We start from the raw sequence: 26764 nt of genomic DNA, 5'->3' as shown, positions 1-26764 counted from the left end.
AACAAAACTTTCTCAGAGAAGATTCACAAAGTTTACAGAGGACGGTCTATAATGTCAGATAGAAACAACATGAAACTTTTCACCCTAAACTCTAACCATGAAATCGCTCAAAAGATTGCGGATACAGTTGGTGTACCTCTCGGGAAATTATCCTCTCGACAATTTTCTGACGGCGAAATCCAGGTCAACATTGAAGAAAGTGTCCGTGGTTACGATGTTTATATCATCCAGTCAACCAGCTATCCCGTTAGCAACCACTTGATGGAGTTGTTGATCATGGTTGACGCTTGTGTACGTGCAAGTGCTCATAGTATCAACGTTGTCCTCCCTTACTTTGGTTATGCGCGTCAGGATCGTATCGCTTCTTCTCGCGAACCCCTCACTGCAAAACTGGTTGCCAATATGCTTGTCAAAGCTGGTGTAAGCCGTGTTCTAACGCTTGACCTCCATGCTGTTCAGGTCCAAGGTTTCTTTGATATTCCAGTAGACAATCTTTATACTGTTCCTCTATTTGCTAAGCACTACTGTGATAAAGGACTTCTCGGTTCTGATGTTGTTGTTGTTAGTCCAAAGAACTCTGGTGTTAAACGTGCTCGTAGTTTGGCTGAATACCTTGATGCTCCTATCGCTATCATTGACTACGCCCAAGACGATTCTGATCGTAACGAAGGCTATATCATTGGGGATGTTGAAGGTAAGAAGGCTATCTTGATTGACGATATCCTAAATACTGGTCGTACCTTCTCTGAAGCAGCCAAAATCGTTGAACGTGAAGGCGCAACTGAGATTTATGCAGTATCTAGTCACGGTTTATTTGTTGAAGGGGCAGCAGACCTTCTTGACGCTACAAACATCAAAGAAATCCTTGTGACAGACTCAGTAGCAACCAAAGAAAGAACTCCAGAAAATGTATGTTACATTACTGCTAGCGAATTAATCGGAGATGCTATCGTCCGCATCCATGAAAGAAAACCAGTCAGCCCACTCTTTGCTTACAACAAAAAGAAATAAGGTGATTCTTTGATTTATTTGGACAATGCTGCTACGACTCCTATGTCAGCAGTAGCTATTTCTTGCATGACCAAGGTCATGCAAGAAACTCATGGTAATCCTTCTAGTATTCATAGTCATGGTCGGCAGGCTGGCAAACTCTTGCGAGAAGCTCGTCAGGACTTAGCCCACTTACTAGGAACCAAACCTCAACATATCTTTTTCACGTCTGGCGGTACAGAAAGTAACAATACAGCCATTATCGGCTATTGTCTCCGTCATCAAGAAAATGGAAAACATATCATCACGACAGCTATTGAACACCATTCTGTACTTGAGACTATCGATTATCTGGTGCAACATTTTGGTTTTGAAGCAACTATCATCCAACCAGTAAATCAAGAAATAACTGCCCAGCAAATTCAAGAAGCCTTACGTGACGATACCATTCTCGTTTCCACCATGTATGCTAATAATGAAACAGGTAGCCTCTTACCTATCGCTGAGATTGGACGTATTTTAAAAGATCATCCTGCTGCTTATCATGTAGATGCTGTTCAAGCTATCGGGAAAATCCCTATCCATCCCAAGGAATTAGGAATTGATTTCCTCAGTGCTTCTGCCCACAAATTCCATGGACCAAAAGGAGTCGGTTTTCTTTATGCTTCTTCCGCGGACTTTGATTCCTACCTTCACGGTGGGGACCAAGAACAAAAGAAACGGGCTGGAACAGAAAATCTCGCTGCCATTGTAGGCATGGTCGCTGCTCTCAAAGAGGATTTAAATGACCAAGTTGAGCATTACCAAAAACTAAGCGCACTCAAAGCTACTTTTTTAGAAGAAATTGCAGGTCTCGACTACTATCTCAATGAAAGTAACCACCAACTTCCTTATGTTGTCAACATTGGCTTTCCTGGTCAAAAAAATGATTTGCTCTTGCTACGGTTAGACCTTGAAGGAATTTCAATTTCTACCGGTTCAGCTTGTACTGCTGGTATTGTGCAAACCAGTCATGTGCTTGAAGCATTTTATGGGTCTGATTCGCATCGTTTATCAGAATCTGTCCGTATCAGTCTCTCTCCTCTTAATACCGAAGAAGAACTGAAACAACTCGCACAAACCTTAAAAAATATTATTGGAGATTAATCTAATGGCATTCGAAAAAACCATTAAACTACAAAACTGCCGCTACAACTACACACTTAGCCCATCTGTCAAAAAGTTCACACTGAAAGATAATACTTTCTTTGAAACAAAGGTAGGAAACTTCGAACTAACTCGTCTACTTGAAAAAGTACCCAACAGTGGTGAAGGTTTCAAGCTAAAAATCATCATCAATAAAGACCTTACAGGTGCTAAACTCAACATCACTGACAAGTCTGGTCTTCGTTTGGTCAATATCTTTAAATCAGAAGACCACCACATTCATCAGGAAAAATTCTACTTCCTCATGGACAGTTTAGTAGAACGCGGTATTTTCACTAAAGAAGAAAGATAATTGACTATGTATCGACTTACCTATCAAGACAACTATCACGTAGAACGTACACTTGAATATAAGGATTACGAAGAGCTCATGTTATCTCTATCTGGCTGTGTGACCCTACCTGATACTCTCCTAATCAGCCCCTTAACGCTGAATGATAAGGTGATTTATCAAGGATTGGTTGGCGATCTCTACCGTTTTCTATCACAAGCTCATTTTTCAGATAAAAACTAAGAAATTTCTTAGTTTTTTCTTGTTTTTGTTGATTTTTTCACAATGTTTCTATAAAATAGAAGAATAGAAAGGTTGTGATTTTGTGAAAGATAAACAGTCTGCTATTCCAAAAGCAACAGCAAAAAGACTCTCTCTTTACTATCGAATTTTCAAGAGATTTCATGCAGAAAAAATCGAACGTGCTAACTCCAAGCAAATTGCAGAGGCTATCGGTATCGATTCTGCGACCGTTCGACGTGATTTTTCCTATTTTGGCGAGCTAGGTCGTCGTGGTTTTGGTTACGATGTCAAAAAATTGATGAATTTTTTTGCTGATCTCCTAAATGATAACTCAATTACAAATGTTATGCTGGTTGGGATTGGAAATATGGGCCATGCCCTTCTCCACTACCGCTTCCACGAGCGTAACAAGATGAAAATTATCATGGCCTTTGACCTAGATGACCATCCAGAAGTTGGAAGCCAGACACCTGATGGAATTCCAATCTATGGTATCTCACAGATTAAAGAAAAAATCAAAGAAGCAGATGTCAAAACTGCTATCCTAACAGTTCCAAGTGTTAAATCACAAGAAGTTGCCAATCTTTTGGTTGATGCAGGTATAAAAGGTATTCTCAGTTTTTCCCCTGTTCACCTTCACCTCCCAAAAGATGTGGTCGTTCAGTATGTCGATTTGACAAGTGAACTCCAAACCCTCCTCTATTTTATGCGTAAAGAGGATTAGAAAGCGAAAGCATTTATGAAAAAACCAGTTATTGGGATTACAGGAAATGAAAAAGCTCATCCAGATGATGACATCATGATGAGCTATGCAGCAAAGGGCTTTATTGAAGGAGTCAAGGACGCTGGCGGAATTCCAATCATCCTACCGATTGGTGATCAAGAAATGGCTGCCTATTACATCAGTATCATTGATAAGCTCATCCTAACGGGTGGGCAAAATGTTGATCCAAAATACTATGGTGAACCAAAGGCTATTGATAGTGATGACTACCACCTTCAAAGAGATATTTTTGAACTAGCACTTATCAAAGAAGCAATTAAGCAAAAGAAACCAATTTTCTCTGTTTGTCGAGGTACTCAACTTTTCAATGTTGCCATGGGGGGCACGCTTCACCAAGATATTGAAGATCATTGGCAGGACTGTTCAGCCGAATACACGACCCAACGCCTCGTAACGGAACCTGATACGATTCTCCGAGAAATCTATGGAGAAATCTCTCATATCAACTCCTTCCACCACCAGAGTATTAAAGATTTAGCTTCAAATCTTAAGGTTGTAGCACATGATCCTAAAGATGGAATCATTGAGGCTGTGACCACTACGGACGGCTTTCCTTATCTTGGTGTTCAATGGCATCCTGAATTTCTCTTTGAAAACCGCCCCAAAGATAAAACTCTATTTGACTATGTTGTTAACGAACTCTAAATCAAATCCGTCTTTTCACGGTAACTAAAGTAATCAGAGTGAGAGACAATCAGATGATCCAGAAACACAATTCCCATCAGTTCGCAGGCTTCCTTGACTAGCTTAGTGACATGATCATCATTTCGACTAGGAGATACAGCACCGGATGGATGATTGTGAACGAGAATCACTGAGGTAGCCATATGCTTCAAAGCATAGTGAAGGATTTCCCTCGGTTCAGCAATGCTGCGTGTCGCAGATCCGATAAAAATAGTTTGCTGATGAATGATTTGATTTTGAGTATTGAGATAGAGCGCCACTAGGTGCTCTTGTTTTTTGTCGCCAAGTTCCTGTTGCATTTTCTTGGCTAGCTTTTGACTACTGAGAATACTTTCCATCTCAAGAGTTTCGTGTTTGTGAATACGATGCCCTAGTTCAATCACCGCTTGTAATTCAATGGCCTTAATCCGTCCAATACCAGACAGACTCTGCAATTCCTGCAGGGTCATTTTCTTTAAATCAGTTAGACTTGTCAAACTATCCAAGACTTTCTGAGCGATTTCAAATACATTTGCCTGACGCGTTCCAGTTCTGAGCAGAATAGCTAGTAATTCTTGATTGCTCAGAGCCTCTACTCCTTCTTTAACTAGTCTTTCTCTAGGTAAGAGTGAATCTTCTTGGAATGAAATACTGTACATAAAAATCCTCCTCACTTTATTATTCGTGAGGAGGATGAAAAATTAGATTTTTTTCTCAATTGGGGCAACGCTGGCTAGGAGTTTTTTCAGACCCACTTCTGGGAAATTGATTTTCAACTCCTGAGTATCACCGCTACCTGAGACTTCAAGGACCGTTCCCTCCCCCCATTTCTTGTGAAGAGCAATATCTCCGATAGACCAGCTTGTATCGCTAGAATCTTTTTTATTTCCGGCCGCAAACTGTCCAAATGGGAGACCACTTGACTGGATAGAGCTTGGTGCAGCATTGCGTTTCCGTTCTTGAAGGGCCTGGGCTAAGCTAATACCTTGACCAAAGGCCACTCCACCACTGCTATACGAAGCTTTGAAACTAGTGTTAGCTGGACGGGCCAAACCTTGATACTCAAGCAAGTCCGAACTGATTTCATTGATAAAACGAGTTGGGCGATTATAGTTTGTACGACCGAAAAGCAAGCGTGAGTTGGCATTGGTCAGATAGAGGATCTTTTCTGCGCGTGTAATTCCTACATAAGCCAAACGACGTTCTTCTTCTAGTTCATCTGGATCTTCAGCTGCACGGCTAAGTGGAAAGACATTTTCCTCCATCCCGATGATAAAGACAACTGGGAACTCCAGTCCCTTAGCAGCGTGTAAGGTCATCAAGGTTACTTCCGATGTCTCCTGACTGCCTGAATCTGTGTCTGCAATCAAAGCCAAATCATTCAAGAATCGACTGAGTTTGTCCAAACCAGTTTCTTCTTCCTGGCTATCAGGGTTGTCATCAAAGTTCTTGGTAACGGACAGGAATTCCTCGATATTTTCAACTCGAGCCTTGCTCTCCAAGGTCGCTTGGGCAGTAAGAATATCGATATAACCAGTTTTTTCCAATACTGCTTCAACTAATTCTGTAATGGTTAATTGGTCCAGTTGCTCCCGCAAATCCAGAATCATATTGGCAAAATCCCAGATAGACTGGGCTGCCTTTCCTTTGATTCCTGATAACATGATATTGGCTGAAGCGTCTAGCATCGACATCTCTTGCATATTGGCAAAATCACGGATTTTCTCAACCGTTCCTGGGCCAATTCCGCGTTTTGGTTCGTTGATAATACGCTCAAAACTGATATTATCACTCAAATTGGCAATGAGGTTAAGATAAGCGATAATGTCACGGATTTCCTTACGGCTGTAGAACTTGGTCCCGCCGACCATAGTATAAGGAATATTGGACTTAAGCAGGGCTTCCTCAATAGTACGGGATTGCGCATTAGTCCGATAAAGAACTGCAAAATCCTTGTGGAGGAAGTTTTGAGTTCGACCAAGTTCATCTATAGTTTTAACTACAAAAACAGCCTCATCCTGTTCGTCATTTGCGCGATAGTAAATAATCTGCTCTCCATCCGCATTCTGGGTCCAGAGATTCTTGGGGCGGCGATTTTGATTGTTTTTGATGACATCGTTGGCTGCTTGGAGAATGGTTTTTGTTGAACGATAATTTTCCTCTAACAAAACGACCTTGGCGTTAGGGTAATCTTTCTCAAAATCCAAGATATTCTGCATATCAGCCCCACGCCAACCGTAAATAGACTGGTCAGCATCACCGACTACGCAGATATTTTTAAAGCGTGAAGCCAAGAGTTTGACCAATTGGTACTGGGCATGGTTGGTATCTTGGTACTCATCAACATGGATGTACTGGAACTTCTGCTGGTAGTAGGTCAAAACATCAGGATTCTGATCAAATAGACGCAAGGTCAGCATAATCAAATCATCAAAGTCAACGGACTCAGACTGACGAAGCTCTTTTTGATAGGCTGTATAACACAGAGCCACGATTTGCGTGTACATATCGCCAGCCTGAGCAGCATAAGCCACATCATCAATCAAATCGTTTTTGGCATTAGAAATGGTTCCCAAAATGGTCCGTTCATTCCATTTTTTCGGATCCAAGTTCAACTGCTTGAGAATGCGTTTCATGAGGGTTCGCTGTTCACCTGGATCCACAATAGTGAAATTTCGGTTATAGCCAATATGATCCGCATCGCGACGTAGGATACGAACACACATGGAGTGAAAGGTCGCAATCAGACAGTCCTGGGTTGCTGGATTGAGCCCATAGGCACGCTCCTTCATCTCACGCGCAGCCTTATTGGTAAAGGTAATGGCCAAAATATTCCAAGGATTGACCATCTTTTCATCAATCAAGTAGGCGATTCTGTGAGTTAAAACACGAGTCTTCCCAGAACCAGCCCCAGCCATGATCAATAATGGCCCTTCTGTCGTTTGCACCGCCTCAGCCTGACGGTCATTCATTCCATTCAATAATGCGTTCATTTTCTCTTCCTTACTCTTGACGTCAATGTTTCTATTATATCAGAAAACAGGGAAAATATCTTTAGCTAGACTGGTTGCGTGTGGAATTCTACTCTCTCATATCATCAGGAGGAGTCAATGACTTTTGCATCCAAACGATATCATGCCATTTTCCAAACTTATAGCCAATCTCAGGGAAATGAGCTACTTGTTCATAGCCCCTCTTTCGGTGAAGTAAAATGCTCCTATCATTTGGCAAAGCGATACAAGCTAAGAAGCGTAAGTAATTCCTAGACTCTAGTTCTTCCTCCAGACAGTCATAGAGTAGACTCCCTAACCCTCGACCTTCGGCTTCTTGATGCAAGTAAATTGACACTTCAACTGACCAATCATAAGCCCTCCTATCATAATAGGTGGAAGCATAGGCATATCCCAAAATTTTGCCTTCTTCCTCTAGCACTAGATAAGGATATTTAAGCAAGGTCTTTTGGATTCTTCTTTGAAATTCTTCAACACTTGGCACCTCGTATTCAAATGTAATGGCTGTATTAAGGACATAGGGAGCATAAATTGCAAGCAGTTCTGGAATATCAGACTCCCTTACTGTTCGAATCGTTGGCATATATTTCTCTTTCTAAAATCGAAAATGAGCTTGGATATTATTTCCAAACTCATTTAAATCAATTGCAATTTACTAGAACAAGCCTAGGACTGTTCCATCACTTTCAACATCCATGTTGAGAGCAGCTGGTCGTTTTGGAAGGCCTGGCATGGTCATGACATCACCAGTTAGGGCAACGATGAAGCCTGCACCTAATTTTGGTACCAATTCACGAATGGTAATTTCAAAGTTTTCTGGAGCTCCAAGTGCATTTGGGTTGTCAGAGAAACTGTACTGAGTTTTCGCCATACAGATTGGCAATTTGTCCCATCCGTTTTGAACGATTTGAGCGATTTGCGTTTGGGCTTTCTTCTCAAAGTTCACTTTGCTACCACGATAGATTTCAGTAACAATCTTTTCAATCTTTTCTTGGACAGAAAGGTCATTGTCATAAAGACGAGTGTAGTTGGCTGGATTTTCAGAGATAGTCTTGACAAGCGTTTCGGCAAGTGCTACGCCACCTTCTGCCCCATCAGCCCAGACACTTGCTAGTTCAACTGGCACATCAATAGAAGCACAAAGTTCTTTCAAGGCTGCGATTTCAGCTTCTGTATCAGAGACAAATTCATTAATAGCTACAACTGCTGGAATACCAAACTTACGAATATTTTCAACGTGGCGCTTCAAGTTAGCAAAACCTGAACGAACTGCTTCTACATTTTCCTCTGTCAAAGCGTCCTTAGCTACACCACCATTCATCTTAAGGGCACGAAGGGTTGCGACGATGACAACTGCATCTGGAGATGTTGGCAAGTTTGGTGTCTTAATGTCAAGGAATTTCTCAGCACCAAGGTCCGCACCAAAACCAGCTTCAGTAACAGTATAATCAGCCAAGCGAAGGGCTGTGCTTGTTGCCAAAACAGAGTTACATCCATGAGCGATATTGGCAAATGGACCACCGTGTACAAAGGCAGGTGTACCATAAATTGTCTGAACCAAGTTCGGTTTGATAGCATCTTTCAAAATCAATGCTAAAGCCCCCTCAACCTGCAAATCACCAACAGTAACTGGCGTACGATCGTAACGATAGCCGATAACGATGCTAGCCAAGCGCTTTTTCAAATCTTCAATATCAGTCGCCAAGCAAAGAATTGCCATGATTTCAGAAGCAACTGTAATATCAAAACCATCCTCACGTGGAATACCATTTAGAGGACCACCAAGTCCAACGGTCACATGACGAAGGGCACGGTCATTCAAGTCCACAACACGTTTCCAAAGGATTCGACGTTGGTCGATTCCCAGCTCATTTCCTTGGTGTAAGTGGTTGTCAATCAAGGCAGAAAGAGCATTGTTAGCAGTTGTAATGGCATGCATATCCCCGGTAAAGTGAAGGTTGATGTCCTCCATTGGCAACACTTGGGCATAACCACCACCGGCTGCACCCCCCTTAATCCCCATGACTGGACCAAGAGATGGTTCGCGGATGGCAATCATGGTTTTCTTACCAATCTTGTTCAGGGCATCCGCAAGACCAATGGTAATAGTTGATTTCCCTTCACCTGCTGGTGTTGGATTGATGGCAGTAACCAAGATCAATTTCCCAACTGGATTGCTCTCAACTGCACGAATTTTATCAAAGCTGAGCTTAGCCTTGTACTTCCCGTACAATTCCAAATCGTCGTAAGAAATACCCAATTTCTCAACAACATCAACGATTGGTTTCAACTCAATACTCTGTGCGATTTCAATATCTGTTTTCATTCAAAACTCCTCTAACCTCTAATTTGATAATTCATTATAACACAAAACAAGATTTTTAACATCCATAAACTCTCTAAACGTTCGTAAATATCCTGAATTTAAAGATTTTTAGGGCTCTTTTAAAAATTTTATATGGCTTTATAGTTTGAAACTATAGTTAATCTTCGCTTTTACCAAAAATTTATCGCTTTCATTTTACTTACTGTTTATTTTTGTGTACAATAGTGCTATGAAAATTTTAGTCACATCGGGCGGTACCAGTGAAGCTATCGATAGTGTCCGCTCTATTACTAACCATTCTACAGGTCGCTTGGGGAAAATCATCACAGAAACCTTGCTTGCTGCGGGGCATGAAGTTTGTTTAATAACGACAAAACGAGCTCTGAAGCCAGAAGCTCATCCCAACCTAAGCATTCGAGAAATTGATAATACCAACGACCTTCTAGTTGGGATGCAAGAACTTGTTAAGGAATATCAGGTCTTAATCCACTCAATGGCTGTGTCTGACTACACACCTATTTATATGACGGGGCTTGAGGAGATACAGGCTAGCTCTAATTTAGAAGAATTTTTAAGCAAGCAAAATCATCAGACTAAGATTTCTTCAACTGATGAAGTTCAGGTTTTGTTCCTTAAAAAGACTCCAAAAATCATCTCTCTAGTCAAGGAATGGAATCCTGCCATTCATCTGATTGGCTTTAAACTGCTGGTTGATGTCTCTGAGGATTATCTCATTGAGATCGCACGAAAGAGTCTTATCAAGAACCAAGCAGACTTGATCATTGCAAATGACCTGACTCAAATTTCAGCAAATCAGCATCATGCAATCTTTGTTGAGAAAGAGCAACTCCAAACCGTTCAAACCAAAGAGGAAATAGCAAACCTCCTTCTTGAAAAAATTCAAGCATACGATTCTTAGAAAGGAAAGCCATGGCAAATATTCTCATCGCAGTGACAGGTTCCATTGCCTCCTATAAATCAGCTGATCTAGTCAGTTCCTTGAAAAAACAAGGCCATCAGGTCACTGTCTTAATGACTGAGGCAGCGAGAGAGTTTATCCAACCGTTGACACTACAGGTCCTCTCTCAAAATCCTGTCCACCTTGATGTCATGAAGGAACCTGCTCCTGATCAAGTCAATCATATCGAACTAGGCAAAAGGACCGACCTTTTTATTGTAGCCCCAGCTACTGCTAATACCATCGCAAAATTAGCTCATGGATTTGCGGACAACATGGTGACAAGCACAGCACTTGCCTTGCCAGAACATGTCAAAAAGTTAGTCGCACCAGCCATGAATACAAAAATGTATGACCATCCGGCAACTCAGGCTAATCTAAAAACATTAGAGACCTATGGTTATCAAATTATCTCTCCAAAAAAATCTCTACTAGCCTGTGGCGATCACGGCAAAGGCGCCCTAGCTGACCTGAATACTATTTTAGAAAGAATAAAGGAAACCCTTGATGAACAAACGCTCTAACATTGCACCGATTGCTATCTTTTTTGCAGTTATGCTCGTTATCCACTTTTTGAGTTCTCTCCTATTTAATCTTTTCCCATTCCCAATTAAACCGACCATCGTTCATATTCCAGTAATCATTGCTAGTATCATCTATGGTCCTCGAGTTGGAGTTACACTTGGTTTTCTTATGGGACTATTGAGCTTAACGGTAAACACGATTACCATCCTTCCAACCAGCTACCTCTTCTCACCATTCGTACCGAACGGAAACATCTATTCTGCGATTATCGCTATTGTCCCTCGCATTTTGATTGGTCTGACACCTTACTTGGTTTATAAATTATTAAAAAACAGAACGGGTCTCATCTTTGCTGGTGCTCTCGGTTCCCTTACCAACACCGTCTTTGTCCTTGGGGGAATCTTCTTCCTTTTTGGAAATGTCTTCGACGGCAATATTCAAAAACTCCTGGCAACCGTTATTTCTACAAACTCAATTGCTGAGCTTGTCATCTCTGCCGTTCTAACAGTAACAATTGTTCCCCGTCTCGAAACCTTGAAGAAATAAAAAATCAACTCCACTTTCATCCTGAAGGTGGAGTTTAGCATTTAAAACATGAGAAACATCAATAGAATGTGAAAGCCAAAGCGCAGGAGCTGATACGAAAGAGGGGTAGGTTGCTGGCTTTTCTGGCTATCCAAGTATAGGGTTAGTGATAGAAAAATCAAACCAAATGCAATCACCAATCTAACGAAATAAGCAATTTCGAGTATTGCTGCCATCAAAAGAAAACCTAATAAAGGAAGGCTAAAAAGTGAAACAGCCAGACTGCTTGCTAATAGAGAGAGTAGCGACAGGACCAATAAACTATAAACTATGAAACGAGTCCAACCTGAGACTACTTTCCCTTCACTTTTCTGTTTTGACATCATCACGATTACCACGATTAGGTAAACAAAAAGTATCATCACAATTTCTCCTTAGTTCCTATTATTCTTTACCACATTTTAACCAAATTTTCCTGAAAAATCAATAATGCTTCTTGACTTGATTGGTGATTTATTGTACTATACTTGTGTATATACAGATAAATGGAGGTTCTTATGAATATACGGAAAAAAACGCAGTTTATGACCATGACTGCCCTACTCACTGCAATAGCGATTTTGATTCCAATCATTATGCCTTTTAAAATCGTTATCCCACCGGCTTCTTACACCTTGGGAAGTCATATCCCCATCTTTATCGCCATGTTTCTTTCGCCTTTGATGGCTGCTTTTGTGATTATTGCTTCTAGTCTTGGTTTTCTGATGGCAGGCTATCCGCCTGTTATTGTACTCCGTGCCTTCTCTCACATTGTTTTTGGTACTTTGGGGGCTTTGTACTTAAAGAAATTCCCTGAAACCTTGGATAAACCAAAGGCATCTTGGATTTTTAACTTTGTTTTGGGTGTTGTTCATGCTATCGCTGAAGTAATAGCTTGTATCATCTTCTATGCTACTTCAGGGACAAATGTTGAAAATATGTTTTATGTTCTCTTTGTCCTAGTTGGTTTTGGCACAATCGTCCATAGTATGGTAGACTATACATTAGCACTAGCTGTCTATAAAGTGCTTCGAAAACGTCGCTAAAAGGAAAAACTATGACAAAGGATCGCAAACAAGCTCTTCTCAAACTGTTAAAAGAGGCGCCAAAAGCTCTCAATGGTCAAACCTTGGCTGAGCACTTCCATGTTACGCGCCAGGTCATTGTACAGGACATCGCTATTCTCCGAGCAGATGGAGCTCCTATCCTATCCACCAATCGTGGCTATATCTACAAAGAAAATGATACCAGCCCCTACGTGCACAAACTCTTTAAAGTGAAACATGAACTGGAAGAAATCGGTCAGGAACTTCTAGCTATTGTAGATAATGGCGGACGTGTTCAAAATATCTTAATCGATCATCCCGTTTATGGAGAAATTGAAACCCTAGTCAAACTCACCTGTCGTCGTGATGTCCAGCACTTTCTGGAACAAGTCGAGAATTCAGACTTTAGACCCCTTTCTGAATTGACAGACGGCATCCATTACCACCTTGTTGAAGCCGAGACACAACAAGATCTCCACTATATCGAGGAGGCCTTGGATCAGTTAGGTTATTTAGTAAAAGACTAGAAAATTTCTTTTTTCCAGCCGTCCTCTGTACGGTGGCGATAGAAGAACTCAGACTTGTCAGGTGCTTCCATCATTTCCATCAAAGGCAACATATCATAGGCCAGTTCCAAATTTGGAATCTGGTCTTTTTGCACCCAACATACTTCTCCTTCTTCTGAAGATTGGAGATTTCCAGTAAACTCTGTCGCTTTATAGCAAACGACGATGTAGCGCCCACCTGTATCTAAGGGCCAGTTTTTAATGCCGACTAGTTGTGGATTCTGAATGGTTAGACCTGTTTCTTCATAAATCTCACGAATGACAGACTCGGCAAAGGCCTCGCCATTCTCAACATGTCCTCCTGGAAAGGCATAGCCAGACCAGCGATTGTTTTCGGGTGAACGATACTGCATCACCACGCGCTGGGTTTCGAGGTCTTCAATTAGACAGATGTTGGTTAAAATGGTTGCTTGGGCACGGGACATAGATTTGCTCGCTTTCTAAGTTATTAAAATGTATCTTCGTTGTATTCTACTTCTGACTTCATGATAAAGGGATTAATCAGTTCATGATGTTCATAAGTACTATGAACCACAAAACCTCTAACAATGATGATTTCCTTATCTTGTATGTGATAGTCTATATTGATAGGAATGGCTGGATCCGAGATAACTGATAAAACAAAGAATGCTGCAAACCAAAGATAAAGTGCCACTAATCCACTAAATAATTGAAAAATAAGGTGATACCATTGAAAATCTCTTGTTTTATAAAAGATTCTCCATGGATGGATTAAGAAGGTCAAACAAAGAAGGAAAAACCAACTATTCCACAAAACTGGCGTAAAGGATAGACCAAAAACTAACAGCACCAAATGAAGAATCACAAAAACTAGCAAAGCCAAATAGAGAGTTTTAAATGAAAATAACTTAGTTAGATTTTCTTTTGTCATGATTTTTCCTCTTTTTGTCCTTATATTTCAAAATCACCATCAATATCGCTGGAATGATGAAAAAGATTAGATAGGTAGCAATTGGAAGCCAGATGTACCGATAATCGACAGATAATAGGGAAGGAATTTTTTTAACATTTCTCCCTTTCACCCCAACAAGTAAGTGGAGAAGAAAAATAGGTCCGTTTATGAATAGAAAAGTTTTTAAAAATCCGTTTACTGAAGCCTTATTGCTAAAACCATCTCTAAAAATACCTTGATAGAGTGTGTGCACCAAAAAGACAAAATTCATAATAATTGGCAAGACATAGGATAGTTCTTGATATGGTTTCGGGATAAGTGACGTCCCGAACAACACATACATGATACCAAAAATAGATAATAATATTATACCACCATCCATAAAAGAAGCAATCTTTGAATGTCTTTCCAGCCACAATTGGACGTGAGCTACCAAAGAATACTTTTTATGGATTTTTCTCATTTTTCTGTCCTGTTGTTTGACCTTCTTTTTTCTCTTAATCTTTCGTTCCATTTACGCCTCCTTCTTCTCTTTTCCATTCGTATAATCAAAAGCAGAATGCCCAGCCCCAAGAAAAAGAAGAAAAGATAACTTACAATAGGGACCCAGACATATGCTGGATCCATAGAAATTATGGGAGGGAAATTCGTTTTCTTACGACGTCCTAGCCAATTCAGACCTACCAAGAGATGAAGGGGAAAAAGAAGACCATTAAACCCAATAAATCCCCATGAAAAGTAACGCCATTTCTGAAGTTTATCACTACTAAAACGAAAGACAAGGATATAAGTTGATAAGATCAGAAGGATAAGATTGAAGCTTAAGGGGGAAAGATAGTTCATGTTCGGTAATGGATAACTAATGTAAGAGACGGCGAGAAATGATACAAACATAGATCCAAATAATACACTCGTATCCAAAAGTTGACCAATCCTTCTGTGACTTTCCAGCCAAAGAAAAATCCTCTTAGTCCAAGAAGACTTTTCGTTTGTCTTGTACTTCATTTGTCTACTCATCTTCATTTTCATCTACTCCTTTTTTTGAACCTTTAGAGAGAAAGAAGATTGCCAGAGTTAACATCAAGACTAGAAGATAGACGACAATAGGAAACCAGATATAGGATGACTCCAGCGAAAACAACGGTGACAGAACAACTCTTCCTCTTTTTCTCACGCCAATCAGTTGAAAAATGAAGCTAAGGATATTGATATAAATGAAAGGTTCACAAAATCTTTTAAGGGTCCTTTCTTTTTCAGTTTTCACTGACAAAAAGAGAGCATAGAACCTATTACCCAAGATAAAAAGATTCAATTGCAAGGGAAATAAGAGCTCTCTGTACCGAAAATCAGCTGGAATGCTTTTGTTCTGTGATGTTGTAAATTCTATAACTAGGAACAAGATGATATAAAAGATAATATCAAACATAAATTTGACAAATCGATGCCCTTGTAACCAAAAACGTACTGAATCTAACCATGATGACTTCTTATACTTCGTCTCTTTCAATTTCATAATAACTTCTTTCCATTAAAAATATATTCTAAAACGTAATCGTTTGTTCATTGTATAATCTAAAAACAAAATCGCAATTCTACCAGCATTTAACTCTCAGATTTTGATGATTTCTTACGTACCATTCTAATTTCAGTGATAGGTTTTCCAAGGTCAAGTATTTTTTCTTGCCCATCAAAAGTAAAACCCATTTTTTTATAGAAAGCAATGGCTCGCTTATTTTCTTTTAATACCCATAAAAATATTTCAGAGAACTGTTCAAGAGTAGTCAGAGCTTCCTTCATTAACTTCTGAGCAATACCTTTTCCATAATAGTCTTTTAAAACATATAAGGCAATAATTTCACCAGCTTGAATAGTCTCATCACGAAAGTTTCCATAACTGATAAAACCAACTACCTTCATGCCATCCATCGCAATCAATGTATTTTCTGGATATTTTTGACTAAAGAATCGACATCTTTCTAATGTCATCGTCTCCTGAAATTTCGCAGGTAAAAGGTCATCATAAGCCTCTCTCCACGTTTGCCAATGAACGAAGGATTTACCTTCTATCTCTTCAGGAGTTTCCACTTGTTTGATAGTTAGGTTCATTTATTTTACCCCATTCTTCTCTCAAAATACCATATTTAATACTATCAAAATATTTGCCTTGGTAATAACGAACTTTTGGAATATGAGCTTCTTTTTTCATTCTTAATTTTTCAGCCAATTTCATCATACCAAAATTTCCTGACCAAGTTGTCAAACCAAGATGCTCCAACACCAAGTAATCCTTAAATGTCCGATCTATCCATTGTAGCATAGCAGCTTTTCCAATGCCAGAGTTCCAAAATTTGTTATCATAAATACAAATCCCCAATTCCATCCATCTTGTTTGTTTACATACCCAGTAGCGCGAAACAGTCCCAACTAATTTATCATCAACAAAAATACCAAGGCGATTTGAGTTGTTTAGAGTAGATTCTGATTTTTGTAGTTTAAATTCTTTAAAATTAGGAAAATGCTGATAATCGTCATAATAGGGAGCATCATACTGTTTCCAAATTGGATTAGATTGTGAATAAGCAATTTCCCACAAAGACACCAAATCTTCTTCAATTAGTTTTCTTAAATAAACCATACTTTTTCCTAATCCAACGCCTTAACTTCCTCAGCAACTTTTTGCAGATATTTTTGTCTTGTGGAATTTGTATTCACCTCACGCCCTAACTCACCCAAAATTGAAACTTTCTTTGTTTTGATACCGCAATGATTCAGAACAGCATTCTTTAATACTGATATTCCATAACTGTCTGGGATATTGATAGGACCTGAAAATACTTTATACCACCATGTTGGTGCCATGGATGTTGCGTAAATACTAGCTGTTTTTCCTTTTAGTAACTTTTTAAACTGCTGACCTCTTAAGTAGTTCCAAATAAAACTTCCTTGATTATTGGCAGAGTACGCAATTCCTGGCGTGAAAACACGATCAATCCAACCCTTCAATAAACTAGGCATACTACTCCACCAAATTGGATAAACGAAAATGAAATGATCTGCCCACTGGATTAATTCCTGAGAGCGAAGTATGAAAGAGTCCTCTTCCATCCGTTTTCGATAACCATAACGTAATACGGGATCAAAATCTATCTCATTTAGGTTAATAGATTCAAGCTCATGATGATTTGAGTCAATATTTTCTACAATCGTTCGAAAAATTTCTTGACAGAAACTTCCCTTGTCAGGATGTCCATTGATGACTAAAATTTTCATTCGTTTTCTCCTATCTAATCCAACGCCTTCACTTCCAACATCATATCACGTATCTGTGCAGCGAGTTCAAAGTCAAGCACTTCGACGGCTTCTTGCATTTGTTTTTCGAGTTTTTTAACGAGTTCCTTGCGCTCTTGTTTGTTGAGGCTATTGATATCGACTTCCTTGTCCTCTTCCTTGGCAACTGCCTTAGTTACGGCGATTAGATCAAGGATAAGTTCAGTAAACCTTAAGTTCTCAGTGAAGTGTATATTTTAATGCCTCTTGCTCCTATTTTAATAAGACAATAAAGTTTTAAGTCTGTTTAAGATTTTTAACACTCTTTATTAAAGTAAGAATATACGCCATTAATTTATTTCTAAAATACTCAATCATAGCGCCAGAAAAGAACAGGGCCAGTGTCATAACTAGAATCATAATAACAAACATAAAAAATTCTTGTTCTCCAACTAAAGTATAAATGTTTGGTATAATTCTTCTAAAAATAAGAGGATGTACATGAAACAGATAAACCCCCAAAGTTAGTGGAGATATTAAAAGAACTAGTCTCTTAAAAGTTAAGGGAATATCTTTAATATTCAAGAAGAGTAAAAATATTGCTATTCCTTGCAGTGTGACCGTAGGAGAAATATAACTTCTCCACTGTTCAAAACCAAGCCAGCACAATATAAAAGTTAAACTAGTTAGAAATAAAATAAATCCAATAACATAACGTATTTGAAAACGACTTTCGTAATTTGATTTTCTAATTATTGCTCCTATAGTGTACAAAAGAATCATCCATAATACACTATATCCACCCCACAAGCCCAGAATATCTTGTTTAAATACTGTAGGTATGACAGAAAAGTATATAAATGCTCCACTAACAATTGGAAACAATTGTTCGTTCTTCAATGTCAGCACTGCTTGATTCAAAAATGGTGCTATTAAGACTAAACCAAAATAGCAACTCATATACCAATACTGTCCATGACTTATTGGAGTTAAAGCTGAAAACCAATCACTTAAGTTAACAGATGATTTTGAAAAAATAGCAAATACAAAAGTAATTGAAATAGTATAGAAAATAATCTGTATCCAAAAACTAAACATTTTTTTATAACTAAATTGTGAATAAAGACCGACATACCCACTGATTAAAATATAAATATTTACAGCTGAATATGAGAAAGCTTCTAAAAAATTGGCAAAAATATAGTAAAAATCTTTTTGACTATCAACTTTCTCCAAAATTCCTCCCATACCCAAAACATGTAAGTTGCAAATCATCAACATAGCGAAAATTCTACAACATTCAATGCCTATGTGTTTAGTTTTTTTGCTGTCATATTATGTCTTTCTATATATTTCTATTTCTTTATAATTTTTTCAGTTTAACGCCTTCACTTCCAACATCATATCTCGAATCTGTGCAGCCAATTCAAAGTCAAGCACTTCGACGGCTTCTTGCATTTGTTTTTCGAGTTTCTTAACTAGTTCTTTGCGCTCTTGTTTGTTGAGGCTATTGATATCGATTTCCTTGTCCTCTTCCTTAGCAACTACCTTGGTCACGGCAATCAAGTCACGAATTTCTTTCTTGATGGTTTGTGGAACGATACCATGTTCTTCATTATAGGCCATCTGGATTTTCCGACGGCGGGCAGTTTCATCGATAGCACGTTGCATAGACTGAGTCATCGTGTCCGCATACATGATGACATGTCCTTCGCTATTACGGGCGGCACGCCCAATGGTCTGGATGAGTCCACGCTCGTTACGGAGGAAACCTTCTTTGTCAGCATCGAGAATGGCAACCAAACTTACCTCAGGAACATCAATCCCTTCACGGAGCAGGTTGATTCCGACCAAGACATCAAAGACACCCAAGCGCAGGTCACGGATAATTTCCGTCCGCTCCAGGGTTTTGATATCTGAGTGCATGTACTTAACCTTGATGCCCATTTCCTTGAAGTAGTCGGTCAAGTCCTCTGCCATTTTCTTGGTCAAGGTTGTGATAAAGGTACGCTCATTCTTCTCAACACGGGCATTGATTTCACCTAATAGGTCATCAATCTGTCCCATAGTCGGACGGACTTCCACTTCAGGATCCAAGAGTCCTGTTGGACGAATGATTTGCTCAATCACTGTCTCGGTCTGTTCATTCTCATAGTCACCTGGTGTCGCTGAAACGTAAACAATCTGATGGACATGACTTTCAAACTCCTCACGACGTAAAGGACGATTGTCTAAGGCTGACGGCAAACGGAAACCATAATTAACCAGCATTTCTTTACGCGAACGGTCTCCATTGTACATGCCCTTGATTTGCCCCATAGTCATGTGACTCTCATCAATCATAATCAAGAAATCATCTGGGAAGAAGTCGAGAAGCGTATAAGGAGGCTCTCCTTCGCTACGACCATCCATGTGGCGAGAATAGTTTTCAACTCCGTTGGTATAGCCCATCTCACGCAACATTTCGATATCATACTCTGTCCGCTGTTTCAAACGTTGGGCTTCAAGCAATTTGCCTTCCTTCTCAAAGACAGTTAACTGTTCTTCCAACTCGGCCTGAATCTTGGCAATGGCAACTTCCATATGGTCGTCATTGGTCACAAAGTGTGTCGCAGGGAAAATCGCCAAATGATCCACTTCTCCCAACACCTGACCTGTCAGAGCCTCAACCTCACGAATACGGTCAATTTCGTCTCCAAAAAATTCTACTCGAAAGGCATGCTCATCACGAGAAGCTGGGAAAATCTCCACCACATCCCCGCGCACACGAAATCTTCCGCGTTGGAAATCAATATCGTTTCGCTCAAACTGAATATCGACTAAGTCATTTAGAAGTTTATCACGGGAAATTTCAAGACCTGGACGCAGACTCACGACACTATCAGCGTATTCCTTGGGCGAACCCAAACCATAGATGCAAGAGACTGAGGCCACTACAATAACATCATTACGCTCCAGAAGAGCTGAGGTAGCTGAGTGACGGAGCTTGTCAATCTCATCATTGACTGAACTGTCCTTCTCAATATAGGTATCACTAGAAGGTACATAGGCCTCTGGTTGGTAATAATCATAGTAAGATACAAAGTACTCAACAGCATTTTCAGGAAAAAATTCCTTAAACTCCCCATAGAGCTGTCCTGCTAGGGTTTTATTGTGGGCAATGACCAGAGTTGGTTTATTGACTTTGGAAATAACCTGACTCATGGTATAGGTCTTCCCAGTTCCAGTCGCCCCCATCAGAATCTGAGCTTTTTCTCCCCCCTCAATGTTATCAACCAACTGCTCGATAGCTTGGGGTTGATCTCCTGAAGGTTGGTATTTTGATACTAGTTTAAATTTATTATCTGTAATTCGATTAATCATGATTGCCTCATCTGCATTTTTCTATCCTTCTATTTTACCATAAATTTACTTTTCAGACTCTACTCTAGGTTGATAAGAGCGAGTATTTCATGTTAGATTTTCTTACATAAAATTCATAAAATTTGCCTTTTCATTCATTTTCTGATATAATGGGAAAATATTCGGAAAAGGAGACTAAAAATGAAGAAAAAAATACTAGCATGTTTGCTCATTTTATTTCCCATTTTCTCACTAGGTATGGCAAAAGCTGATACTGTTAAGATTGTGTCTGATACAGCTTACGCACCTTTTGAGTTTAAAGATTCAGATCAAACCTATAAAGGGATTGATGTTGATATTATCAATAAAGTCGCAGAAATCAAAGGATGGAACATCCAAATGTCTTATCCTGGCTTTGATGCAGCTGTAAATGCAGTGCAGTCAGGTCAAGCAGATGCCATTATGGCAGGTATGACAAAAACAAAAGAACGTGAAAATGTCTTTACCATGTCTGATACCTATTATGATACAAAAGTTGTCATTGCTACCACAAAGGCAAATAAAATCACCAAATATGAGGAACTTAGCGGAAAAACAGTTGGTGTTAAGAACGGAACTGCCGCTCAACGTTTCCTCGAAAGTATCAAAGATAAATACGGTTTCTCTATTAAAACCTTTGATACAGGTGATTTGATGAATAACAGTCTAAGTGCTGGTGCTGTAAATGCCATCATGGATGACAAACCTGTTATTGAGTATGCGATTAACCAAGGACAAGATCTCAGCATCAATATGGATGGTGAGGCTGTTGGAAGCTTTGCCTTTGGTGTCAAGAAAGGGAGCAAGTATGAACACTTGGTTACCGAGTTTAATGAAGCCCTAGCCCAAATGAAGAAGGATGGTAGCTTGGAGCAAATCATCCAAAAGTGGACGACTTCTACAACTACGGCAAGCCCAACGACAACTACTGCTGCTGGACAAAAAGCTACTCCAGTGAAAAGCAAGTACATTATTGCCAGTGACTCATCTTTCGCCCCATTCGTCTTTCAAAATTCAAGCAATCAATACACCGGTATTGATATGGACCTCATCAAGGCCATTGCCAAAGACCAAGGTTTTGAAATTGAAATTACCAACCCAGGATTTGACGCAGCCATTAGTGCTGTTCAAGCAGGACAAGCAGATGGTATCATTGCTGGTATGTCTGTAACAGATGCCCGTAAGGAAACCTTCGATTTCTCAGAATCATACTACACAGCAAATACGATTCTCGGTGTGAAAGAATCAAGCACCATTGCTTCTTATGAAGACCTCAAGGATAAAACTGTCGGTGTTAAAAACGGGACTGCTTCTCAAACGTTCCTTACTGAAAACCAAAACAAATACGGATATAAGATTAAAACCTTCGCAGATGGCGCATCTATGTACGACAGTCTGAATACTGGATCTATTGATGCCGTGATGGATGATGAGCCAGTTCTAAAATATTCTATCAGCCAAGGTCAAAAATTGAAAACGCCAATCGCCGGAACTCCAATCGGTGAAACAGCCTTTGCGGTTAAAAAAGGAACAAACCCTGAATTGATCCAGATGTTCAATAATGGACTTGCCAACCTCAAAGCTAACGGAGAATTCCAAAAGATTCTTGACAAGTATCTAGCTAGCGAAACTTCAACTGACTCTACAAGTACGGTTGACGAAACAACTATCTGTGGCTTGCTTCAAAACAACTACAAACAACTTCTTAGTGGACTTGGAATCACTCTTGCTCTAGCTCTTATTTCATTTGCAATTGCCATTGTCATCGGGATTATCTTTGGTATGTTTAGTGTTAGCCCATACAAATCTCTTCGTCTGATCTCTGAGATTTTCGTTGACGTTATCCGCGGTATTCCATTGATGATTCTTGCAGCCTTTATCTTCTGGGGAATTCCAAACTTCATCGAGTCCATCACAGGCCAACAAAGTCCAATCAATGACTTTGTAGCTGGTACTATCGCGCTCTCACTCAATGCAGCTGCTTATATCGCTGAAATTGTTCGTGGTGGGATTCAAGCTGTTCCAGTTGGGCAAATGGAGGCCAGTCGCAGTCTTGGTATTTCTTATGGAAAAACCATGCGTAAGATTATCTTGCCACAAGCGACTAAATTGATGTTGCCAAACTTCGTCAACCAATTTGTTATCGCTCTTAAAGATACAACCATCGTGTCTGCTATCGGTTTGGTGGAACTTTTCCAAACTGGTAAGATCATCATCGCCCGTAACTACCAAAGTTTCAAGATGTATGCAATCCTTGCTATCTTCTATCTTGTAATTATCACGCTTTTGACTAGACTAGCGAAACGCTTAGAAAAGAGGATTCGTTAATGGCAAAACTAAAAATTGATGTAAATGATTTGCATAAGTATTATGGAAAAAATGAAGTCTTAAAAGGCATTACGACTAAGTTCTATGAAGGAGATGTTGTCTGTATCATCGGTCCTTCTGGTTCTGGTAAATCTACTTTCCTCCGCAGCCTTAACCTTCTCGAGGAGGTAACGAGTGGCCACATCACTGTGAATGGTTATGATTTGACTGAAAAATCAACCAATGTCGACCATGTTCGCGAAAACGTCGGAATGGTCTTCCAACATTTCAACCTCTTCCCTCACATGTCTGTCCTAGAAAATATCACTTTTGCACCTATTGAGCACAAACGGATGACCAAAGAAGAAGCTAAAAAATTGGGGATGGAGTTGCTTGAAAAGGTTGGACTAGCAGATAAAGCTAATGCCAACCCAGATAGCCTTTCAGGTGGTCAGAAACAGCGTGTAGCTATCGCTCGTGGACTTGCCATGAATCCTGATATCATGCTCTTTGATGAGCCAACTTCCGCTCTTGACCCTGAAATGGTTGGAGATGTACTGAATGTTATGAAGGAATTGGCAGAACAAGGCATGACCATGATTATCGTAACCCATGAGATGGGATTTGCTCGTCAGGTAGCCAACCGTGTTATCTTTACGGCTGATGGTGAGTTCCTAGAAGACGGAACACCTGACCAAATCTTTGATAACCCTCAACACCCTCGTCTAAAAGAGTTCTTGGATAAGGTCTTAAATGTATAAAACAAAACTGTAAGGTTCTCCTTACAGTTTTTTAATTGCGTATTGGATTTTTTGTTTTTTTTGAAAATTATGATAAAATAAAAACTATGATAATGAGGAAATCTCATCCCTAGTCCAACTAGGAAAAAATATAGAAATTAGGTAGCTAGATGTCATCAAAGGTTATTGTTACAATTTTCGGTGCGAGTGGAGATTTAGCTAAACGCAAACTCTACCCTTCCCTTTTCAGACTCTATAAATCAGGCAATCTCTCTGAGCATTTTGCTGTTATCGGAACAGCTCGTAGACCTTGGAGTAAGGAATATTTTGAATCTGTAGTTGTCGAGTCCATCCTTGACTTGGCAGATAGTACCGAGCAAGCCCAAGAATTTGCTAGCCACTTCTACTATCAAAGCCATGATGTGAATGATACGGAACATTACATTGCTTTGCGCCAATTACAAGCTGAGCTGAATGAAAAATACCAAGCTGAACACAATAAGCTCTTCTTCTTGTCTATGGCACCTCAGTTCTTTGGAACCATTGCCAAGCACCTCAAATCTGAAAACATTGTCGATGGCAAAGGTTTTGAGCGCTTGATCGTTGAGAAACCATTTGGTACAGACTACGAAACAGCGAGCAAGCTCAATGAAGATCTCCTTGCGGCCTTTGATGAGGAGCAAATCTACCGTATCGACCATTACCTAGGCAAAGAGATGATTCAGAGTATCTTTGCTGTTCGTTTTGCCAACATGATCTTTGAGAATGTTTGGAATCGCGAACACATCGATAATGTTCAGATTACCTTTGCGGAACGTTTGGGTGTTGAAGAACGCGGTGGCTACTACGATCAATCTGGTGCCCTTCGTGATATGGTGCAAAACCATACACTTCAACTCCTCTCTCTTCTAGCCATGGACAAACCAGCTAGCTTTACAAAAGATGAGATTCGTGCTGAAAAGATAAAGGTCTTTAAAAACCTCTATCATCCAACTGAGGAAGAATTGAAAGAACAGTTTATCCGTGGTCAATATCGCTCTGGTAAAATTGATGGCATGAAATACATTTCCTATCGTAGCGAGCCAAACGTCGATCCTGAATCTACAACAGAAACCTTTGCATCTGGTGCCTTCTTTGTAGACAGTGATCGCTTTCGTGGAGTTCCCTTCTTCTTCCGTACTGGTAAACGTCTGACTGAAAAAGGGACTCATGTCAATATCGTCTTTAAGCAAATGGACTCTATCTTTGGAGAACCGTTAGCACCAAATATCTTGACCATCTATATCCAACCAACTGAAGGATTCTCTCTCAGCCTAAATGGGAAGCAAGTCGGTGAAGAATTCAACCTGGCACCAAGCTCTCTGGATTACCGTACTGACGCTACTGCTACTGGAGCCTCACCAGATCCATACGAGAAATTAATCTACGATGTCTTGAACAACAACTCAACCAATTTTAGCCACTGGGATGAGGTAAGTGCTTCTTGGAAATTGATTGACCGTATCGAAGAGCTCTGGGCAGAAAACGGAGCTCCACTCTACGATTATAAATCTGGGAGCATGGGACCACAAGCTAGCTTTGACTTACTTGAAAAGTATGGAGCCAAATGGACCTGGCAACCAGATATCGCCTATCGTGAAGATGGACGTTTAGAATAGCAAAAATATCCTGCAAGTCAATCTTGCAGGATATTTATTTTGTATTAAATCAAACCCTCTAAAAGACCCTTCATAAAGTTTTCTGAGTTAAATTCCCCAATATCATCGATTTTTTCACCAAAACCAATCAATTTTACAGGGATATTGAGTTCCTCACGGATGGCTAGAACAACACCACCTCGGGCAGTTCCGTCAATTTTTGTCAAAACAATTCCAGTCAATGGTGTTATCTTAGAAAATTCCTTAGCTTGTACCAAGGCGTTCTGTCCAGTTGAAGCATCGAGTGCCAGGAAAGTTTCATGAGGTGCTTCAGGAACGACACGCTTGATAATACGACCAATCTTTTCCAACTCAGCCATAAGGTTGTCCTTGTTTTGCAGACGACCTGCTGTATCAATCATAAGGATATCAATCCCTTCTGCTACAGCACGTTCCATTCCATCAAAGACTACACTAGCTGGATCAGCCTTTTCTGGCCCTGTCACAACAGGAACATCCACACGACGACCCCATTCAGCTAGCTGGGCAACGGCGCCAGCACGGAAGGTATCTGCCGCAACCAGCATGACTTTCTTGCCAGCTTGTTTGTAGCGATGAGCCAATTTCCCAATAGAAGTTGTTTTCCCAACACCATTAACACCAACAAAGAGCATGACGGTCAAACCATCTTGGAAATGGATTTGTTCATCGTAGTTGCCATCCTTCTCATAGAGTTCAACCAATTTCTCGATAATGACACGACGAAGTGCGTCAGGTTTCTTAGCGTTTTCAAGTTTGGCTTCATAGCGTAGTTCTTCTGTTAGGTTCGAAGCGACCTGCACACCGACATCACTCATGATGAGCAGTTCTTCCAATTCCTCGAAGAATTCTTCATCGACAGAACGGAAGTTGGCAAAGAAGGCATTCAAACGAGCACCGAATCCCGTACGAGTTTTCTTGAGACTGCGGTCATATTTTTCCTGAACGGTTTCTTCAACCTGAGGAAGTTCTTCTTCTACAACTTCAGACGTTAGTTCTTCTTCAGTTTCTAGAGATGATTCTTGGCTCTCTACTCCTAGAACTTCTTCTGTCTCTTGGATTTGCTCCAATTCATCAGCTTCTAGCTCAGGCTCCTCTTGGTATGTTTCCTCAACCAGTTCTGGTTCAATAACTTCTTCTGTCGAGACCTGAGGAAGTTCTTCTTGAGCAGGTGTTTCTTCCACTTTGTCCGTCGCTGTTTCTTCGACTGCCGTTTGGTTTTCTTCAACCTCTTCTGACAAATCAAGATTTTCCAGTGCTTCTTTTACAACATCTTCGATTTTTGGCTCTTCTTTTTTTCCGAATAGACGGTCAAATAATCCCATAT

29 protein-coding genes are annotated in these 26764 nt (G+C 40.0%); 14 read left to right on the top strand and 15 right to left on the bottom strand.

Features of this window, described 5'->3' with window-relative positions; all coding sequences use genetic code 11:
* Positions 1-51: 51 nt before the first annotated feature.
* The 6 genes from NMM25_RS02045 to NMM25_RS02020 all read left to right on the top strand — a co-directional run bounded on the left by NMM25_RS02045 (position 52) and on the right by NMM25_RS02020 (position 4139).
* The gene (locus tag NMM25_RS02045) at positions 52-1011 is read left to right on the top strand and encodes a ribose-phosphate diphosphokinase (RefSeq protein WP_001283843.1); all 960 of its coding nucleotides are present in this window, start codon (positions 52-54) and stop codon (positions 1009-1011) included.
* A gap of 9 nt (positions 1012-1020) precedes the next feature.
* On the top strand, positions 1021-2136 hold the full coding sequence (locus NMM25_RS02040) for a cysteine desulfurase family protein (protein ID WP_254735783.1): 1116 nt from the start codon (positions 1021-1023) through the stop codon (positions 2134-2136).
* Between the two features lie 4 nt (positions 2137-2140).
* Positions 2141-2488: a DUF1831 domain-containing protein gene (locus tag NMM25_RS02035; RefSeq protein WP_254735782.1), complete on the top strand. Its 348-nt coding sequence runs from the start codon at positions 2141-2143 to the stop codon at positions 2486-2488.
* A 6-nt stretch (positions 2489-2494) separates the two neighbouring features.
* Positions 2495-2710, top strand: a complete 216-nt coding sequence (locus NMM25_RS02030; RefSeq protein WP_254735781.1) for a DUF4649 family protein — start codon at positions 2495-2497, stop codon at positions 2708-2710.
* Positions 2711-2792: 82 nt separating this feature from the next.
* Positions 2793-3434: a redox-sensing transcriptional repressor Rex gene (locus NMM25_RS02025; protein WP_000653409.1), complete on the top strand. Its 642-nt coding sequence runs from the start codon at positions 2793-2795 to the stop codon at positions 3432-3434.
* A 15-nt stretch (positions 3435-3449) separates the two neighbouring features.
* Entirely contained in the window at positions 3450-4139 is a 690-nt protein-coding gene (locus NMM25_RS02020) for a gamma-glutamyl-gamma-aminobutyrate hydrolase family protein (RefSeq protein WP_061588202.1), read from the top strand.
* On the opposite strand, the gene radC is transcribed toward NMM25_RS02020, so the two are convergent.
* The 4 genes from radC to NMM25_RS02000 all read right to left on the bottom strand — a co-directional run bounded on the left by radC (position 4136) and on the right by NMM25_RS02000 (position 9494).
* On the bottom strand, positions 4136-4816 hold the full coding sequence (radC, locus tag NMM25_RS02015; RefSeq protein WP_254735780.1) for a DNA repair protein RadC: 681 nt from the start codon (positions 4814-4816) through the stop codon (positions 4136-4138). The two genes, NMM25_RS02020 and radC, sit on opposite strands and share 4 nt — an antisense overlap.
* A gap of 42 nt (positions 4817-4858) precedes the next feature.
* Positions 4859-7150: a DNA helicase PcrA gene (gene pcrA, locus NMM25_RS02010; RefSeq protein WP_254735779.1), complete on the bottom strand. Its 2292-nt coding sequence runs from the start codon at positions 7148-7150 to the stop codon at positions 4859-4861.
* A gap of 88 nt (positions 7151-7238) precedes the next feature.
* Positions 7239-7751: a GNAT family N-acetyltransferase gene (locus NMM25_RS02005; protein ID WP_254735778.1), complete on the bottom strand. Its 513-nt coding sequence runs from the start codon at positions 7749-7751 to the stop codon at positions 7239-7241.
* 72 nt (positions 7752-7823) lie between these two features.
* On the bottom strand, positions 7824-9494 hold the full coding sequence (locus NMM25_RS02000) for a formate--tetrahydrofolate ligase (RefSeq protein ID WP_247920725.1): 1671 nt from the start codon (positions 9492-9494) through the stop codon (positions 7824-7826).
* 229 nt (positions 9495-9723) lie between these two features.
* Between NMM25_RS02000 and coaB the strand changes: the two genes are divergently transcribed.
* From coaB to NMM25_RS01985, 3 genes are read left to right on the top strand one after another with little or no spacing between them, the layout of a single operon-like run.
* Positions 9724-10413 (top strand): phosphopantothenate--cysteine ligase, encoded by a 690-nt coding sequence (coaB, locus tag NMM25_RS01995; RefSeq protein WP_254735777.1) that lies wholly within the window; start codon positions 9724-9726, stop codon positions 10411-10413.
* 11 nt (positions 10414-10424) lie between these two features.
* Entirely contained in the window at positions 10425-10976 is a 552-nt protein-coding gene (gene coaC, locus NMM25_RS01990) for a phosphopantothenoylcysteine decarboxylase (protein WP_254735776.1), read from the top strand.
* Positions 10960-11523: an ECF transporter S component gene (locus NMM25_RS01985; RefSeq protein WP_254735775.1), complete on the top strand. Its 564-nt coding sequence runs from the start codon at positions 10960-10962 to the stop codon at positions 11521-11523. The genes coaC and NMM25_RS01985 overlap by 17 nt, the downstream gene beginning before the upstream one ends.
* A gap of 41 nt (positions 11524-11564) precedes the next feature.
* Here the strand turns inward: NMM25_RS01985 and NMM25_RS01980 are convergent, their stop codons facing one another.
* The gene (locus NMM25_RS01980; protein ID WP_254735774.1) at positions 11565-11924 is read right to left on the bottom strand and encodes a hypothetical protein; all 360 of its coding nucleotides are present in this window, start codon (positions 11922-11924) and stop codon (positions 11565-11567) included.
* Between the two features lie 135 nt (positions 11925-12059).
* Between NMM25_RS01980 and NMM25_RS01975 the strand changes: the two genes are divergently transcribed.
* Together NMM25_RS01975 and NMM25_RS01970 are read left to right on the top strand one after the other, a co-directional pair.
* Positions 12060-12587, top strand: coding sequence for an ECF transporter S component (locus tag NMM25_RS01975; RefSeq protein ID WP_049490650.1), 528 nt, complete (start codon positions 12060-12062; stop codon positions 12585-12587).
* Between the two features lie 11 nt (positions 12588-12598).
* Entirely contained in the window at positions 12599-13114 is a 516-nt protein-coding gene (locus tag NMM25_RS01970) for a transcription repressor NadR (protein WP_254735773.1), read from the top strand.
* Here NMM25_RS01970 and NMM25_RS01965 read toward each other — a convergent pair.
* The 9 genes from NMM25_RS01965 to uvrB form a co-directional block, all read right to left on the bottom strand.
* Entirely contained in the window at positions 13111-13578 is a 468-nt protein-coding gene (locus tag NMM25_RS01965; RefSeq protein ID WP_254735772.1) for an 8-oxo-dGTP diphosphatase, read from the bottom strand. The two genes, NMM25_RS01970 and NMM25_RS01965, sit on opposite strands and share 4 nt — an antisense overlap.
* Before the next feature lie 23 nt (positions 13579-13601).
* A complete protein-coding gene (locus NMM25_RS01960) occupies positions 13602-14045 on the bottom strand; it encodes a hypothetical protein (RefSeq protein WP_254735771.1) in 444 nt (147 codons plus the stop codon).
* A complete protein-coding gene (locus NMM25_RS01955) occupies positions 14023-14580 on the bottom strand; it encodes a hypothetical protein (protein ID WP_254735770.1) in 558 nt (185 codons plus the stop codon). Before NMM25_RS01955 ends, NMM25_RS01960 begins: the two co-directional genes overlap by 23 nt.
* A 1088-nt stretch (positions 14581-15668) precedes the next feature.
* A complete protein-coding gene (locus NMM25_RS01950; RefSeq protein WP_254735769.1) occupies positions 15669-16172 on the bottom strand; it encodes a GNAT family N-acetyltransferase in 504 nt (167 codons plus the stop codon).
* The gene (locus NMM25_RS01945) at positions 16138-16701 is read right to left on the bottom strand and encodes a GNAT family N-acetyltransferase (RefSeq protein ID WP_254735768.1); all 564 of its coding nucleotides are present in this window, start codon (positions 16699-16701) and stop codon (positions 16138-16140) included. Before NMM25_RS01945 ends, NMM25_RS01950 begins: the two co-directional genes overlap by 35 nt.
* Positions 16702-16709: 8 nt before the next feature.
* Positions 16710-17336, bottom strand: a complete 627-nt coding sequence (locus NMM25_RS01940) for an NAD(P)H-dependent oxidoreductase (protein WP_220106873.1) — start codon at positions 17334-17336, stop codon at positions 16710-16712.
* 14 nt (positions 17337-17350) lie between these two features.
* On the bottom strand, positions 17351-17491 hold the full coding sequence (locus NMM25_RS01935; protein WP_257368255.1) for a UvrB/UvrC motif-containing protein: 141 nt from the start codon (positions 17489-17491) through the stop codon (positions 17351-17353).
* Between the two features lie 139 nt (positions 17492-17630).
* The gene (locus NMM25_RS01930; protein ID WP_368406745.1) at positions 17631-18638 is read right to left on the bottom strand and encodes an acyltransferase family protein; all 1008 of its coding nucleotides are present in this window, start codon (positions 18636-18638) and stop codon (positions 17631-17633) included.
* Between the two features lie 69 nt (positions 18639-18707).
* Entirely contained in the window at positions 18708-20696 is a 1989-nt protein-coding gene (gene uvrB / locus NMM25_RS01925) for an excinuclease ABC subunit UvrB (RefSeq protein WP_254735767.1), read from the bottom strand.
* 180 nt (positions 20697-20876) lie between these two features.
* On the opposite strand from uvrB, the gene NMM25_RS01920 reads away from it, so the two are divergent.
* The 3 genes from NMM25_RS01920 to zwf all read left to right on the top strand — a co-directional run bounded on the left by NMM25_RS01920 (position 20877) and on the right by zwf (position 25419).
* On the top strand, positions 20877-23042 hold the full coding sequence (locus NMM25_RS01920) for an ABC transporter substrate-binding protein/permease (protein ID WP_254735766.1): 2166 nt from the start codon (positions 20877-20879) through the stop codon (positions 23040-23042).
* Positions 23042-23782, top strand: coding sequence for an amino acid ABC transporter ATP-binding protein (locus tag NMM25_RS01915; protein WP_254735765.1), 741 nt, complete (start codon positions 23042-23044; stop codon positions 23780-23782). The genes NMM25_RS01920 and NMM25_RS01915 overlap by 1 nt, the downstream gene beginning before the upstream one ends.
* A gap of 149 nt (positions 23783-23931) precedes the next feature.
* Positions 23932-25419: a glucose-6-phosphate dehydrogenase gene (gene zwf, locus NMM25_RS01910; protein WP_254725681.1), complete on the top strand. Its 1488-nt coding sequence runs from the start codon at positions 23932-23934 to the stop codon at positions 25417-25419.
* 44 nt (positions 25420-25463) lie between these two features.
* Here zwf and ftsY read toward each other — a convergent pair whose 3' ends face one another.
* Positions 25464-26762: a signal recognition particle-docking protein FtsY gene (ftsY, locus tag NMM25_RS01905; protein WP_254725678.1), complete on the bottom strand. Its 1299-nt coding sequence runs from the start codon at positions 26760-26762 to the stop codon at positions 25464-25466.
* Positions 26763-26764 lie beyond the last annotated feature (2 nt).

This window comes from Streptococcus sp. CF10-1 (assembly GCF_024295825.1).
Taxonomy (GTDB): domain Bacteria; phylum Bacillota; class Bacilli; order Lactobacillales; family Streptococcaceae; genus Streptococcus.
This window is presented reverse-complemented; position numbering and strand designations above follow the sequence as displayed.